At 50.0% G+C, this 15,329-nt stretch carries 10 protein-coding genes and 5 pseudogenes; 11 read left to right on the forward strand and 4 right to left on the reverse strand.

Translation table 11 applies throughout. From position 1 onward, the window contains the following. Position 1: 1 nt before the first annotated feature. Positions 2-169: a hypothetical protein gene (locus KHX94_RS15415; RefSeq protein ID WP_213681305.1), complete on the reverse strand. Its 168-nt coding sequence runs from the start codon at positions 167-169 to the stop codon at positions 2-4. A 127-nt stretch (positions 170-296) separates the two neighbouring features. Here KHX94_RS15415 and KHX94_RS15420 point away from each other — a divergent pair, with 127 nt between their 5' ends. The 3 genes and pseudogenes from KHX94_RS15420 (at position 297) to purU (ending at position 3,127) form a co-directional block, all read left to right on the forward strand. After that, on the forward strand, positions 297-740 hold the full coding sequence (locus KHX94_RS15420; RefSeq protein ID WP_244859190.1) for a flavodoxin: 444 nt from the start codon (positions 297-299) through the stop codon (positions 738-740). Next, a pseudogene (locus KHX94_RS15425) lies at positions 695-2,192 on the forward strand (PTS transporter subunit EIIC). The gene KHX94_RS15420 and the pseudogene KHX94_RS15425 overlap by 46 nt, the downstream one beginning before the upstream one ends. A gap of 98 nt (positions 2,193-2,290) precedes the next feature. Continuing rightward, a complete protein-coding gene (gene purU, locus KHX94_RS15430; RefSeq protein ID WP_213681306.1) occupies positions 2,291-3,127 on the forward strand; it encodes a formyltetrahydrofolate deformylase in 837 nt (278 codons plus the stop codon). Positions 3,128-3,218: 91 nt separating this feature from the next. On the opposite strand, the pseudogene dapD reads toward purU, so the two are convergent. From dapD to map, 3 genes and pseudogenes are all read right to left on the reverse strand, one after another. Further along, positions 3,219-4,042 (reverse strand): annotated as a pseudogene (dapD, locus tag KHX94_RS15435) (2,3,4,5-tetrahydropyridine-2,6-dicarboxylate N-succinyltransferase). Between the two features lie 15 nt (positions 4,043-4,057). After that, a pseudogene (gene glnD, locus KHX94_RS15440) lies at positions 4,058-6,629 on the reverse strand (bifunctional uridylyltransferase/uridylyl-removing protein GlnD). 21 nt (positions 6,630-6,650) lie between these two features. Further along, a complete protein-coding gene (map, locus tag KHX94_RS15445) occupies positions 6,651-7,451 on the reverse strand; it encodes a type I methionyl aminopeptidase (protein ID WP_213681307.1) in 801 nt (266 codons plus the stop codon). A 368-nt stretch (positions 7,452-7,819) separates the two neighbouring features. Between map and rpsB the strand changes: the two are divergent. The 8 genes and pseudogenes from rpsB (at position 7,820) to rseP (ending at position 15,314) form a co-directional block, all read left to right on the forward strand. Continuing rightward, positions 7,820-8,547, forward strand: a pseudogene (gene rpsB / locus KHX94_RS15450) (30S ribosomal protein S2). A gap of 127 nt (positions 8,548-8,674) precedes the next feature. Continuing rightward, a pseudogene (tsf, locus tag KHX94_RS15455) lies at positions 8,675-9,549 on the forward strand (translation elongation factor Ts). Positions 9,550-9,619: 70 nt separating this feature from the next. Then, positions 9,620-10,348, forward strand: coding sequence for a UMP kinase (gene pyrH / locus KHX94_RS15460; protein ID WP_213681308.1), 729 nt, complete (start codon positions 9,620-9,622; stop codon positions 10,346-10,348). A gap of 65 nt (positions 10,349-10,413) precedes the next feature. Further along, the gene (gene frr, locus KHX94_RS15465; RefSeq protein WP_283104973.1) at positions 10,414-10,935 is read left to right on the forward strand and encodes a ribosome recycling factor; all 522 of its coding nucleotides are present in this window, start codon (positions 10,414-10,416) and stop codon (positions 10,933-10,935) included. Positions 10,936-11,029: 94 nt separating this feature from the next. Further along, positions 11,030-11,845 (forward strand): polyprenyl diphosphate synthase, encoded by an 816-nt coding sequence (uppS, locus tag KHX94_RS15470; protein ID WP_244859458.1) that lies wholly within the window; start codon positions 11,030-11,032, stop codon positions 11,843-11,845. Between the two features lie 19 nt (positions 11,846-11,864). Next, positions 11,865-12,722: a phosphatidate cytidylyltransferase gene (locus tag KHX94_RS15475; RefSeq protein ID WP_213681311.1), complete on the forward strand. Its 858-nt coding sequence runs from the start codon at positions 11,865-11,867 to the stop codon at positions 12,720-12,722. A gap of 5 nt (positions 12,723-12,727) precedes the next feature. After that, entirely contained in the window at positions 12,728-13,915 is a 1,188-nt protein-coding gene (ispC, locus tag KHX94_RS15480; protein WP_213683474.1) for a 1-deoxy-D-xylulose-5-phosphate reductoisomerase, read from the forward strand. A gap of 16 nt (positions 13,916-13,931) precedes the next feature. Next, entirely contained in the window at positions 13,932-15,314 is a 1,383-nt protein-coding gene (gene rseP / locus KHX94_RS15485; protein WP_213681312.1) for a sigma E protease regulator RseP, read from the forward strand. The last annotated feature ends 15 nt before the right edge of the window (positions 15,315-15,329 follow it).

Genomic DNA, 15,329 nt, shown 5'->3' on the forward strand with positions numbered 1-15,329 from the left:
GTTACTTATTGCGTTGTTGCATCATGTCCAGCAGTGGCATGTAGGCATCAAGTGTAAAGTGATGATGATGTTCATCCTGCTGGCGTACGGCTCTGAAGTAACAGATTTTGCGGGTGTGGGTGATACGTTGGTGCTGTTTCAACAATTTCTGGCGGCTACTCTGGCGCATTTACTGCGTTCCTTTATGGACTAAAAGTGTTCGGCTGCTTTGGTCTACTTGCAGGCGGGGCAGTCGATAAAGTATGTTGGGAAGGTGATTTCCCGGTCGCGAAGTATAGCATGAAAAAATCAATATAGTGTTCGGATCTGTTTATGGTAGTGCGCAATATGTTGCTGAAACTTTGGATGCGGCGTTAGCTGAAGCTGGCTGGCAAGTGCAATTGTGGCAACCAGAACAGCTAGCTGCTTTTATCCCACCCGAAGATGAGCTGTTACTCGTGGTCACTTCAACCACTGGCGATGGTGATTTGCCCGAGAATATTTTGCCGTGGTTTGCGATGATGAAAGATAGTGCGCCTTATTTACCGCAACTGCATTACGCTGTTATCGTTCTTGGCGACTCCAGCTACGATACCTTTTGTGGTGGCGGTAAACAGATGGATGCGCTGCTCAGTGAACTGGGCGCAAAGCGTGTTGGGGAACGGTTAGAAATTGATGCCTGTGAAACCATGGAACCTGAAACTGAGGCACTAAAATGGCTCAAAACTTGGCTACCGCTGGCTACTTCCGTCGATCAATAAGCTGGCTCAACAGACACTGGTTTAAGTTCGCCCAAAATCTTAGTCAGGCGTTATTAGCGCCTATTGCCATTTTGCCCGCCGCGGGGTTGATGATCGGGCTGGCAGGCTCCTTACTTTTGCCATGCCGGCATTGCTTTTTGAGCTGCTGTCTAATGTCGGACAGTTTATTTTTGCCATCATGCCCTTACTGTTTGCCGTGGCGATTGCGGTCGGCTTTTGCCGCGAGCAAGGTGCGGCCGCTATCAGCGCGGTATTTGGCTACGGCGTATTTACGGCGGGCTTGGGGGTGTTGGTTGCAGATAAACACCTGCCGGGCATCATGATCCTTGGAATAAATACGCTCGATACCGGTATTGCCGGCGGCATGGTGCTCGGTGCCGCTACCTGCTTGGCGATGTACTTGAGTCAGTTTGTCAGGCTACCCGCGGTCTTATCATTTTTTGAAGGGCGGCGCAGTGGCCCGCTGCTGATGTTGCCGTTAGCATTGCTACTCGCATGGTTGTTTGCGTATATCTGGCCCCCGTTGGCACATTACATCCAACAGTTTTCCGATTGGGCGGTTTACCAAAAACCGCAATGGGCGTTTGCACTGTATGGCACGGTTGAACGGCTATTGTTGCCTCTCGGGCTCCATCACATCTGGAATGCGCCGTTTTTTTGGAGTTCGGACAGTATCCCGCAAACGGTGAGATTATCCGGGGTGAGATTGCCCGTTATCTGGCAGGCGATCCTCAGGCTGGCAATCTCGCCGGTGGCTATCTGATCAAAATGTGGGGGTTGCCAGCGGCAGCCTTTGCCATGTGGCGTTGCGCGGATAAAAGTGAACGTAACCGCGTTGCGGGGATTATGTTGTCTGCCGCTGCGACCAGTTGGCTCACCGGTGTCACCGAGCCGATTGAATTTGCCTTCTTGTTTGTTGCTCCTTTGCTTTATCTGCTACACGCGTTGTTGTGTGGCCTGGCCTATCTGATCTGTGTGATGCTAGGGGTTCATTATGGTATCAGTTTTTCTCAGGGGGCCTTGGATCTGGTGTTGATGTGGCACAACTCCTCTAATGCGGGTTGGTTGTTAATTCTGGGACCATTAACCGCAGTGCTCTATTACGCCATCTTCAGTACCGCCATCATGATTTTTAATCTGAAGACGCCAGGGCGGCTAGAGCCGTTAACACACGCTAATTTGTCAGCGCGGCAACTGTCAGCAACCGATGTCACACCGCAACTGCTTATCAGCGCCTTGGGCGGTGCTGCCAATATCCACTATTTAGGCGCTTGCATGACACGCTTGCGGCTCAATGTTATCGACCCGTTGCTGGTGGACAAATCTCGCCTGTTAGCATTGGGTGCTAAAGGTGTCATTGTGATGGGCTTGGGCGTTCAGGTGGTATTTGGCACTAAGGCAGAAGCGATGCGCCAGATAATGCAACGTTACTTGGATCAGCGTACTGGTTAGATTTTTTATAATAATAATCAATTTTTATTAGGATTTGTGCGGCATTTTTCGACTTGGTATGGCATATTCCTCAGTCCAGATATTCTTTGGGGAAGGAAATGCAGCGTAAAATCCTGATGACGGACTGTGCCGACGAGCACGGCCTCATTGCTAAAATCACTGGTGTCTGTTTCAAACATCAGTTAAATATCATCAAAAACAGCGAGTTTGTTGATAATCAGCAACAACGCTTTTTTATGCGAACCGAACTGGAAGGTGAGTTTCACGAGGCGCAGTTACTTGCGGATCTTGAGCAAGTTTTACCACCTAAAAATCAGATGCGGCTGATCGATGCTGGGCGTAAGCGGGTGGTTGTGTTGGTAACCAAAGAAGCCCATTGTCTTGGCGATTTACTGATGAAGGCTTATTACGGCGCCTTAGAGGTCGATATCGCTGCGGTGATTGGTAATTATCAAACGTTGGCGCCATTAGCAGACAAGTTTGATGTACCTTTTCATTTCGTATCGCATGAAGGTTTGACGCGCGAAGAACACGAGCAAGCTTTACTACAACAGCTCACACCCTATCAGCCGGATTATGTAGTCTTGGCTAAATTCATGCGCGTGCTGACTCCTGGATTTGTCAGTCATTATCCGAGCCGGATCATCAATATTCATCACTCCTTTCTGCCGGCGTTCATCGGTGCCAATCCCTATCGACAGGCGTGGGAACGTGGCGTGAAAATTATCGGAGCTACGGCGCACTTTGTGAATGACAGTCTCGATGAAGGGCCAATCATTAAACAGGACGTGATCCCGGTAGATCACAGCTACAGTGCTGAGGATATGGCTAAGGCCGGGCGTGACGTAGAAAAAAGCGTGCTGAGTCGGGCGTTAGCTTTGGTGGTCAATAATCAGGTGGTGGTCAACGGTAACAAGACGCTGGTGTTTAAATAATACCGAGTTGTTGTGTTATCGGAAAAATAAACCCGCTGCAAAGTGACGGTATATCACAGGTAGCGGGTTTAGTTTTTTATGCGGTTATTGTTCAGTCAACAATACGCAACAGCTCGTTGATGCCGACTTTGCCACGGGTCTTGGCATCGACTTTTTCACGATAATGGCGGCATACAAACTATAGTTGCCACACTTTGATGGCAAGCTGCCAGAAACCACGACCGAGCCAGCAGGTACTCGGCCATAATGAATTTCTCCGGTTTCACGGTCGTAGATTTTGGTACTCTGTCCAATAAAGACGCCCATTGAAATCACTGAACCTTCTTCAACGACGACTCCTTCTACAATTTCAGAACGCGCGCCGATAAAGCAGTTATCTTCGATGATGGTTGGGCCTGCTTGCAGCGGTTCCAACACTCCACCGATACCTACGCCGCCAGAGAGATGCACATTTTTACCAATCTGGGCACATGAACCCACAGTGGCCCAAGTATCGACCATAGTGCCTTCATCGACATAAGCCCCAAGATTCACGTAGGAGGGCATCAATACGGTATTTTTGGCAATAAACGAGCCTTTACGGGCGGCGGCTGGTGGTACCACGCGAATGCCTTCCGCGCGGAAACGCGCCTCGTCATAACTGGCAAACTTCATCGGCACTTTATCAAAATATTGGGTTTCAGTGCCGTCAATGATGCCGTTATCGAAAATCCGGAAGGACAGTAACACGGCTTTTTTAAGCCACTGATGTACCTGCCAAGCGCCATCGATTTTTTCGGCAACACGAACTTCACCGCGATCCAGCATATCGATGACGTGTTCCACATCCGCGCGTAGGGCGGCATCTACCGTTGCTGGGCTTATCTGTGCGCGGGTTTCAAATGCCGCTTCAATACGTTGGCGTAAAGCCTCCATAACTTACTCCCGTCTTTACTGTGTCTGTTGATTGGAAAGGGTACTAATTAGCACTTCCCTGAGCTGTTGTTGGCGGACTTCGTCCAGCGCCTGACCTTCCGTGGTTTGTAGGATAAAGAAATCTTCTGCGCGTTCACCTATGGTGGTAATTTTGGCGGATTGCAGCGTGATGCCGCAACGGTACAGAATGTCACCAATTTTGGCGAGCAGTCCAGGCGCATCGAGTGCAATCAGCTCCATCATGCTGGTGCTGTGCTTCTGGCTGGGCAGAAAAGTGACCTGTGTTGGCACACTAAACGGTCTCATAATGCGTGCCATTTTACGGAATTTGGGCATTTTGGTGGTATCGCCGGACAAGGCTTTTTCCAACGCTTTACGGATACTTTGGATCCTTGATAGGGCTTGTACCGCCGTGCCATCTTGTTCCAGGATCACAAAGCTGTCGAGGGCAAAGTTGTCTTTGGTGGTCATAATGCCCGCGTCATGGACGTTGATATTTTTGTTGTCGAGCACTGCCATAACGGTCGCGAACAGGCGCGGTCGGTCTTTACAATAGATAAACAGCTCAGTGCCACCGCGGGTCATATGTTTGGAGACCAGCACCAGCGGTTCATCCTGCCGATGTTTGAGGATAGCTTCGGCATGCCAAGCTATTTGGTTCGGCTGATAGCGCAGGAAATAATCGGCCTTAAAGCGTTGCCACAGACTTTCGATGGATTTTTCTTTAAGTCCCCGCCGCAACAGTTCTTTTTTAGCTTTGGCTTGGTGTTCTCTCACCCTGGCGCGGATATCTACCGGTTTCTCTTTACCCCGAGCCAGAACCCGCTGTGCCGAGAAATATAGATCCCTGAGCAATGAACCTTTCCAACTGTTCCAGGTGTGTTCATTGGTGGCACAGATATCAGCTACCGTCAGGCAATAAAGGTAGCTAAGGTGCGAGGCATCGCGGACTTTATCCGCAAATGCGGCTACCACTTCTGGATCAGAGATATCGCGGCGCTGAGCCGTAATAGACATCACCAGATGGTTTTCTACCAACCAACTGACCAGCCGCCCATCATGACTGTTAAGACCATGTAGTTTGCAGAATTCCAGCGCATCGGTAGCGCCAAGTTTACTGTGGTCGCCACCACGGCCTTTGGCAATATCATGGAAAATCGCGGCCAGAACCAACAAACCTTTTTTAGGCAACTGGTTGATTAAGATTGAACCTAACGGAAATTCATCACGCTGTTCCTGCTGCGAGAAGTGCTCAATATTAAGCAGTAACCTATGGGTATGTTCATCCACGGTATAGGCATGAAACAGGTCAAACTGCATTTGACCTTCAATGTTGCGCCAAGCTGGCAGATAAGCAGACAAAATGCCATGTTTGTGCATTAGCGACAGTGCTTTTATGCCACGGGGATGCCGCAGGATCTCCATAAAGGCTTCGCGGCACAGTTCGTGTTCCATTAAGGGTTGCACTAGGTCGCGCCGGGCATTACGCAGCGCTCTTAATGTTGGCGCATAAATCCCGAGAATATTGGAGTTGCGTGCCACGTAAAGAAACAGTTTGAGCAACTCTTCAGGATGCTGAAACGGCGATGCCTGCAACGCCTCGATAAAGGGGCCTCGGCGTTGATAATGCTGGTCAATGGGTTGAATTTCCAGTGCCCGACCATCGCCCAAGGTGGCACGTTTAAACAGTTGCAGTAACATTTCGTTCAGCTCCATTACCCGGCGTACCGTGCGGTAATAGCGCTTCATCATCTGTTCAACGGCGAGCTGCGTGGCATCTTCATAGCCCATCAGCTCGGCGACTTGTCGCTGCACATCAAACAGCAGGGTTTTCATCGCGGCCAGTGGCGATATGCAAGGCAAAACGGAGTTCCCACAGGAAATTCTGAGATTCCAGTAATTCGTCAAGTTCCGTGGGTTCGAGGAACTCATGATCGACTAGCTCGCGCAGGTTGGCCGCATTAAAGTGCCGAATGGCAACCCAGGCAATGGTCTGAATGTCACGTAGGCCACCCGGACAGGTTTTGATGTTGGGTTCCAGATCAAAGGCGTTGGCTTTGGCGTGGCGTAGCCGCTGCTCATCGCGTTTGGCACGGAAAAATTCACTGGAAGGCCAGAATTCTTGCTCGCGGATCTTATCGTAAAGCAAGTCAAAGGCGGCTTCAGGCCCAGCTAGCAAGCGCGCTTCTAACAGATTGGTGGCAATCGTGATGTCGGCGCGGCCCTGTTCCAGTGTTTGCGCCAGCGTGCGTACGCTATGGCCTATCTCCAGCCCGGTATCCCACAGAAACGCGATAAACTCGCTGAGTCTGGCTTCGGCTTCTGCGCCCGCATGCTCGGGCATCAGAAACAGCAAATCAATATCAGAGTGGGGCAGCAACTCAGCGCGGCCGTAGCCACCCACCGCGATCAGGGCAATTCCTGCATGACTCAGCCCGAGCTGTTGCCAGTGCTGTACCAGCAGTTGGTCAACAAAGCGGCTGCGCTCAGCCACCAGTTCGGTAATCTTATCGCGATTGGCAAATCTGAGTTGCAGGTGCTGCAGGTTTTCGCCAAGAGCGGCTTTGGCGGCTTGCGCAGTGGCCATTATTGTCCTTAGTTGATGACATCACACATGATTGATGAACCGTGGGAAATCTTCGTTACTGCGCAGCGTCAGCACTTCTACGCCGGTATTGGTGATCAGTAATGTGTGTTCCCACTGAGCCGATTTTTTACCATCCACAGTGGTGACAGTCCAGCCATCTTGTTCATTAAGCACGGTTTGGTAACGACCAGCGTTGATCATCGGCTCGATGGTAAAGCACATCCCGGGTTTGAGAATGGTGCGATCATTGTTGCGGTAATGTACCACCTGGGGTTCTTCGTGGAAGCCTTTACCAATGCCATGACCGCAATAGTCACGCACGATAGAAAATTTGTCTGCCCCACTTTTACTGGATTTCACCAGTTTTTCGATGATGGTGCCAATTTCGCCTAACTGCATGCCGGGGCGTACTTTACGGATAGCGGCGTACAGGCTTTCCTGGGCAATGCGGCACAGGCGGCGATCTTTGGGATTGACTTCGCCCACCAGAAACATCTGTGAGGTGTCGCCATGATAGCCATCTTTGATCACTGTGATATCTAAATTAATGATGTCGCCGTCTTGCAGCGGCTCATCATTGGGGATGCCATGACAGATCACTTCATTGATGGAGGTACAAATGGATTTGGGGTAGCCGTGATAATCCAGTGGTGCAGAAATTGCTCCATTGTCTTCAGTAAATTTGGCACAAAGGCGATCCAGTTCGTTGGTGGTGACCCCAGGTTTAACGTAGGGTTCAATCATTTCCAACACTTCTGCCGCCAGCTTGCCAGCAGCGCGCATTTTTTCAATTTCTTCAGTAGTTTTGATTGTAATACTCATAGCGATTTCTCAGCACCGGGACCCCAGCTAGAGTGGCGACCGGTTAAATCAGGTTAAAACATCAGGATGTGAACAATAATACGCTCGTTTGACTCATCTAAAAAGACCGCGTTTGTAGGGCCTTTCGCGTTTGTCTTTTCCGGGCTTTTATGGTATAAAGCGCGCCGTTATGTTTGACTCTTGGGCGGCAGTGACTTCGGGCTGATGCCTGAAAGTGTTTCACGTCCTGAGACAAGCTGACGGCCATTATACATGGCAAATTTTTAAATACTAAATCACACACGAGTCGACACATTTCCCGGGGTGCCCACAGGGTCGGGAATATGGGATTCGTGGAGGTATAACCCCTTTTACTTAAGGTAGAGAAAATGACTACAGTTTCTATGCGCGATATGCTCCAGGCCGGCGTACATTTCGGTCACCAGACCCGTTACTGGAATCCTAAGATGAAGCCATTCATCTTTGGTGCTCGCAACGGTGTACATATCATCAACCTCGAGCACACCGTGCCAATGTTCAACGAAGCGCTGGCTTTCGTGAGCAACATCGCTTCCAAAAAGGTAAAATCCTGTTCGTAGGCACTAAGCGTGCTGCTAGCGAATCCATCAAGGAAGCGGCCATTTCTTGTGAACAGTTTTATGTCGACAAACGTTGGTTGGGCGGCATGCTGACTAACTGGAAAACCGTTCGTCAGTCAATCAAACGTCTGAAAGATCTGGAAACTCAGTCTGTTGACGGTACTTTTGACAAACTGACCAAGAAAGAAGCTCTGATGCGCAGCCGTGAGCTGGACAAGCTGGAAAAATCTCTGGGCGGTATCAAAAACATGGGCGGCCTGCCTGACGCCATCTTCGTTATCGGCGCTGACCATGAACACATCGCCATCAAAGAAGCCAACAACCTGGGTATCCCAGTTGTTGCAGTAGTAGATACCAACTCTACTCCTGACGGTGTTAACTATGTTATCCCAGGCAACGATGATGCTATGCGTGCTATCCGTCTGTACGCTGATTCAGTTGCTGCAGCGGTAAACAGCGGTCGCGGTCAGGATCTGGCTGTACAAGCTGAAGAAGCAGGTTTCATCGAAGCTGAGTAATTAATAAGGCGTGATGGCAACATCCCCTTATTAACCGAGGTATCAGATGGTTAACAGGGGTCATATGGCCCCTGTTTTATAAGATAACTTGGTAACTTTTGTCGAATTATCAATTGAGGATTTAACAATGGCTGTTACTGCTGCCCAAGTTAAAGAACTGCGTGAACGCACTGGCGCTGGCATGATGGATTGCAAAAAGCGCTGACCGAAACTGACGGTGACATCGAACTGGCAATTGAGAACATGCGTAAAAACGGCGCGGTTAAAGCAGCTAAAAAAGCTGGCCGTATCGCTGCTGAAGGCGTGATCCTGACAAAGAGTGCTGGCAATGTGACTGTACTGCTGGAAGTTAACTGCGAAACTGACTTCGTTGCCCGTGATACCAGCTTCCTGGCGTTTGGTAACAAAGTGGTTGAGTTGGCCCTGGCAAACAATATCACTGATATCGAAACTTTGATGGCTACTGATTTAGGCGGCGACACCGTAGAAAATACGCGTGCTGCACTGGTTGCTAAAATCGGTGAAAACATCAACGTTCGCCGTATCTTCCGTTTCGAAGGCGAAAACCTAGGTGTCTACATCCACAGCGGTCGTATCGGTGTGGTCACCGAACTGACTGGTTCTGACAACGAGCTTGCTAAAGATTTGGCAATGCATGTTGCGGCTTCTAACCCTCAGTACGTTAAACCACAAGACGTACCTGCTGAGGTTGTTGAGAAGGAAAAAGAGATCCAGATCGAAATCGCGATGCAGAGTGGCAAACCGAAAGAGATTGCTGAGAAGATGGTTGCTGGCCGTATGGCCAAGTTTACCGGTGAAGTCAGTCTGACCGGTCAGCCATTTGTGAAAGATCCTTCTGTACACGTTGCTGATCTGCTGAAACAGAAAGGCGCGGATGTCATCAACTTTACCCGTATTGAAGTGGGTGAAGGTATTGAGAAGAAAGAAGAAGATTTCGCCGCTGAAGTGGCTGCCCAGATTGCAGCTTCTAAAAAGGCTTAATCGACTGTCACAGTGACCTTGAAGACCGCAGCAACCGCTGCGGTCTTGTTATGACCAGGATATAAATAACATGAGCACCAATCCCAAACCTGCATTTCGACGTATTTTGCTGAAACTCAGTGGTGAAGCCCTGATGGGCGATGAAGGTTTCGGTATCGACCCTAAAGTACTGGATCGTATGGCCCAGGAGATCAAAGAACTGGTGGAACTCGGTATCCAGGTCGGGGTGGTTATTGGCGGTGGTAACCTGTTCCGTGGCGAAGGTCTGGCCAAAGCCGGTATGAATCGGGTGGTGGGTGATCACATGGGTATGCTGGCGACCGTCATGAACGGTCTGGCAATGCGAGATGCGCTGCATCGTGCCTATGTTAATGCTCGTCTGATGTCAGCCATTCCGCTAAACGGTGTTTGTGATGCTTACAACTGGGCTGAAGCTATCAGTTTGTTGAAGTCTGGCCGGGTAGTGATTCTATCTGCGGGAACCGGGAATCCGTTTTTTACGACCGATACTGCAGCCTGCTTGCGTGGGATTGAAATCGAAGCGGAAGTCGTGCTAAAAGGCACTAAAGTTGACGGGATATTTTCGGATGATCCGATGAAAAATCCCGATGCTACTAAGTATGAGACGCTCAGCTATAATGAAGTACTTGATAAAGAACTGAAAGTCATGGACTTAGCGGCGTTTACCATGGCGCGTGATTACAATATGCCTATCATGGTGTTTAACATGAACAAACCCGGCGCATTACGGCGGGTGGTGATGGGCGATCAGTCAGAAGGTACGCTGGTAAAAGCTTGATCTGAATTTGCATTAAAAGGAACTCTAACGTGATTGATACCATTCAAAAAGATGCTCTGTCCCGCATGGAAAAATGTGTGGAAGCGACCAAAGCCCAGATGACCAAGGTTCGTACCGGGCGTGCACATCCCGCCTTGCTGGATTCGATTCAGGTCTCTTACTACGGCACTATGACCCCACTGAAGCAGGTCGGTAGTATTTCTATCGAGGACAGCCGTACGTTAGCCGTGAGTGTTTTTGACCGTAGCATGATCCAAGCGGTAGAAAAGGCCATCATGTCCTCTGATCTTGGCCTGAATCCTATGTCAGCAGGCGCAGTTATCCGTATCCCTCTGCCAGCGTTGACTGAAGAGCGCCGTCGAGATCTGGTAAAAGTCGTTCGTGCCGAAGCGGAAAATGGCCGTGTCGCCGTGCGTAACGTACGCCGTGATGCCAACTCTGAAGTGAAAAAGCTGGAAAAAGATAAAGCGTGTACTGAAGATGATGTGCGTCGCAGTGAAGACGAGATCCAGAAGATGACAGACCTGCACATCAAGAAGATTGACGAGCTGCTGACCGCAAAAGAAGCCGAATTGATGGAAGTCTGATATTGGCTTGTTAAACTAGAGTTGAAGCGCCGTGTAGCGTTATACTACACGGCGTTTGTCTATTTATAAGGGTTGTAACCAGATGTCATCCAACATGGACGCCGCTTCGCCGTCTAATGACTTAACAAAGGAATGTCAGACATCGGAGCATTTACCGGAGCAGTTGTCCGATTTGGTGAAGCAGTCGATCCCTAATCATGTCGCTATTATCATGGATGGCAATGGGCGTTGGGCTCAGGCCAAGGGTAAACCGCGGGTGGTGGGACATCGTGCGGGGGTCAAAGCTGTGCGGCGAGCGGTCAGTACCGCCAGAAAACTCGGGGTCAAATCATTAACCCTGTTTGCCTTTTCTAGCGAAAACTGGCGGCGACCCGATCAGGAAGTCAGCCTGTTGATGGAGCTGTTTTTTACCGTGCTCCGGCGTGAGATCAAGGTGCTGCACTCCAACGGTGTGCGGCTTAACATCATTGGCGATACCAGCCGTTTTTCCGAACGTTTACAGAAACAGATCCGTGCGGCTGAAGCCTATACTGCCGACAACCAAGGGCTGACCTTGAATGTTGCGGCTAATTATGGTGGCCGTTGGGACATCATGCAGGCGGCCAGAACACTGGCAGAAAAGGTGGCAACTGGTGAAATGACCAGCAGTCAGTTCACCGAAGCTGCCTTGGCGCAGCATTTGTGCATGCAAAACCAGGGCGAAGTTGATTTAATGATCCGCACTGGCGGCGACTATCGCATCAGTAATTTTATTTTATGGCAGGCCGCCTATGCCGAGTTGGTGTTTATGGATACGCTCTGGCCCGATTTTGATGAACAGGCGTTTTGTCAGGCGATAGAGATGTTCAACAGTCGTCAGCGACGCTTTGGATTGACTGGCAACCAGATTGAAAAAATACGCAACATATAGCCCAGGAAGAGGAATTTTTTTGCTAAAACAACGAATAATAACGGCAATTTGGCTGATCCCACTGGTGCTTGGCGCCATCTTTCTGTTGCCTGCCAACTATTTTTCTTGGGTGCTAGTCCCGGTGTTTTTGATTGCTGCCAAAGAGTGGGGGCATATCATAGATAAAGCGTGTACCGTGACCCAATGGAGTTTCACTGTGACGCTCGGCGTGGTGCTAATCGCGCTTAATCTGCTAGTTCCCGCTGACGCAGTATGGACCCGAGGCCATCTGCATCCTATTGTACTCGCCGTGATTTTGGTGGGAGCCTGTTGGTGGCTGCTATCATTGTTGTTGGTCGTGTTCTATCCTCGTAGCGCCAATTGGTGGCAAGGCAGCCCCATGCTTAAATCCATGTTTGGGCAACTGACATTGTTACCGGGATTTGCCTCCTTTATTGCGCTCAAATCGCTAAGTACCGCGACTGAACCCTATTGGGGCGGGGTGTTAGTATTGCTGGTGATGCTGATTGTGTGGGCCGCTGATTCCGGCGCTTATTTTGCCGGGAAGGCGCTGGGGCGGATAAAGTTGGCGCCACATGTTAGCCCAGGCAAAACGCTGGAAGGCTTTATCGGTGGCTTGCTGACCACTCTCATAGTTGTCGGCATTGTCATGTATTTTTCTCCTGAGCAGGAGTTAGGACTGGTGATGGGGGTGGTGCTATTTACTGCGTTAGCCTCTGCGCTGGGAGACTTGTCGGAAAGCATGTTTAAACGCGTTGCGCAGATCAAAGACTCTGGCAATATTCTGCCGGGCCATGGTGGCGTGCTCGATCGTATTGACAGTCTGACCGCGGCATTGCCAGTGTTTACCCTCCTGTATATTGCTTTCTGGATGTAATGAAAATGCAAAATATGGTTATTTTAGGCGCGACCGGCTCAATCGGAACCAGCACGCTGAGTGTGATAGCGGAAAATCCCGAAGCCTTCAATGTGTTCGCCTTGGTAGCCCATACTAATGTTGGCAAGATGGTCGCATTATGTCGCCAACATCACCCAAAAGTCGCGCATATGGTTGATGCTGATGCTGCCCAACAATTGCAGGCAGAAATTGCTGACTTGGACATTGAAGTTACCAGTGGTGAGTCTGAACTGGCAGATTTAGTGTCTCGACCAGAAGTGGATTCAGTGATGGCAGCCATTGTTGGTGCCGCTGGAATGGCACCCACGTTAGCCGCCGTTAAAGCGGGGAAGCGAGTGCTGCTGGCCAACAAAGAAGCCTTGGTGATGTCTGGCCGGTTATTTATCGATGCCGTCGCCCAATATGGCGCTACCTTGTTACCGGTTGATAGTGAACATAACGCTATTTATCAATGCCTGCCGCGGGAAGCGCAGCAGCAGTTAGGTCGCTGTGACCTGCAAGCCGCCGGTATTGCTAAAATATTACTCACCGGTTCTGGTGGGCCGTTTCTCCACGCCGATCTCCACAGTCTGCCCGCGGTAACTCCAGCGCAAGCGATTAAACATCCTAATTGGTCGATGGGGCCGAAGATTTCTGTCGACTCTGCCACTATGATGAACAAAGGTTTGGAATATGTGGAGGCTCGCTGGTTATTCAATGCCGGCATTGACCAGTTACAGGTGGTTATTCACCCGCAAAGCGTGATCCATTCAATGGTGCAGTATCAAGACGGGAGTGTACTCGCACAGTTAGGCAATCCTGATATGCGTACACCTATTGCTCATTGTATGGCCTATCCCGCTAGAATTGTCTCCGGTGTGGAACCTTTAGACTTTTTCAAAGTCGGACAATTGAGCTTTTGCGAACCGGACTATACGCGTTTCCCTTGTTTGAAGCTGGCGATGGCAGCATGTCGTGCCGGACAAGAGGCGACCACAGTGCTCAATGCTGCTAATGAAGTGGCAGTTGAGCATTTCCTGAAAGGGGCGATCCGTTTTACCGATATCGCAAAAATTAATGAATTTTGTCTGGAACAGGTCGTGCAATCGCCACTTGACTCGATTGCTGATATCCTTGCGCTAGACAGTGAAGCCCGCGTCTGTGCCCGTAAGGGACTGGCGCTTTGCTATTGAGGATAATTGACGGCTGATGTTAGCTTTTTTATGGAATCTCGGCGCATTTATTGTTGCGCTAGGGATTTTGATCACCGCCCATGAATTCGGCCATTTTTATGTTGCCCGCCGTTGTGGTGTGCGAGTGCAGCGTTTTTCTATCGGCTTTGGTAAAGCCATCTGGCAGCGCGTTGGTAAAGACGGTACAGAATATGTAGTCGCGATGATCCCTCTCGGTGGCTACGTTAAAATGCTGGATGAGCGCGTAGAAGAGGTGCCGCCAGAGCAACTGCATGAATCCTTTAACCGCAAGAGTGTTTGGGCACGTATGGCGATTGTGGCCGCTGGCCCCATTGCCAATTTCATCTTTGCCGTGATCGCCCTGTATTTTATGTATCTCATTGGCGTGCCAGCGGTAAAACCCGTTATCGATGCTACTCGTTCCGCTAGTCCCGCCGCAGTGATGCAATTGCAACAACCGCAGCAGATAGTGGCCGTTTCTGGACAAACCGTTAGAAACTGGGAAGAAGTGAACCTTGCCCTTGTGAGCCATATCGGGGAACAGTCCTTGTCTCTGACCTTATCCCCTGTGAGTGATATCAGCAGCCCCGATGATGCAGGTCGTCTCAATGGTAAAACCTATCAATTAGATATCAGCCATTGGCATTTTGATCCTGATAAAGAATCGCCTATTACTACGCTTGGACTTGAGATCTATCGCCCTAAAGTGGTGCCGGTACTGGCCGAAGTTGTCAGTGGCGGCGCGGCGGCTCAGGCCGGTTTACAGGTGGGTGATACTTTACTTGCGGTTGATGGCAACACCTTGCCAGACTGGCAAAATTTTGTGACCCAGATAAAAGCGGCTGCTAACAAAACCCTACAACTGACTATCCGCCGTAATGGTGAACAGCTACAAATACCAGTGACGCCTGCTGAACATAAAGGGGCCAATGGTGCCATTGAGGGATATTTAGGCGTTTCGCCTGTTGCGCCTAAGTGGCCAGATAATATGCAACTGGAGTTGCAGTACGGCCCGCTGGAATCTGTCATTATGGCGGCACAGAAGACCTGGCAGCTCACCGCTGTTAGCGTCAAGATGTTAGGAAAACTGTTTACCGGGGATGTTTCCCTGAAGAGTTTGAGTGGACCAATCTCGATTGCGCAAGGGGCAGGTAATACCGCCTCGTTTGGATTGGTATATTTTCTGGGGTTCCTCGCGTTAATCAGCGTCAACCTCGGCATCATTAATTTGGTGCCGTTGCCAGTGCTGGATGGGGGACACCTGATGTATTACGTGATTGAAGCTATTACACGTAGGCCTGTATCCGAACGGATCCAGGAAATTGGATTCAGATTTGGGGCGGCGTTGCTGCTGGTATTGATGAGCATTGCCCTCTTCAATGATTTTGCCCGACTCTGAGCAAGGACTGACAAA

It is taken from the genome of Shewanella dokdonensis, assembly GCF_018394335.1.
GTDB classification, from domain to species: Bacteria; Pseudomonadota; Gammaproteobacteria; order Enterobacterales; family Shewanellaceae; genus Shewanella; species Shewanella dokdonensis.

Coding starts and splice junctions, on each gene's coding strand:
- KHX94_RS15415 (WP_213681305.1), bottom strand. CDS start 169: ATGCGCCAGAGTAGCCGCCAGAAATTGTTGAAACAGCACCAACGTATC.
- purU (WP_213681306.1), top strand. CDS start 2,291: ATGCAGCGTAAAATCCTGATGACGGACTGTGCCGACGAGCACGGCCTC.
- map (WP_213681307.1), bottom strand. CDS start 7,451: ATGAGTATTACAATCAAAACTACTGAAGAAATTGAAAAAATGCGCGCT.
- pyrH (WP_213681308.1), top strand. CDS start 9,620: ATGAGCACCAATCCCAAACCTGCATTTCGACGTATTTTGCTGAAACTC.
- frr (WP_283104973.1), top strand. CDS start 10,414: ATGGAAAAATGTGTGGAAGCGACCAAAGCCCAGATGACCAAGGTTCGT.
- uppS (WP_244859458.1), top strand. CDS start 11,030: ATGGACGCCGCTTCGCCGTCTAATGACTTAACAAAGGAATGTCAGACA.
- ispC (WP_213683474.1), top strand. CDS start 12,728: ATGCAAAATATGGTTATTTTAGGCGCGACCGGCTCAATCGGAACCAGC.
- rseP (WP_213681312.1), top strand. CDS start 13,932: ATGTTAGCTTTTTTATGGAATCTCGGCGCATTTATTGTTGCGCTAGGG.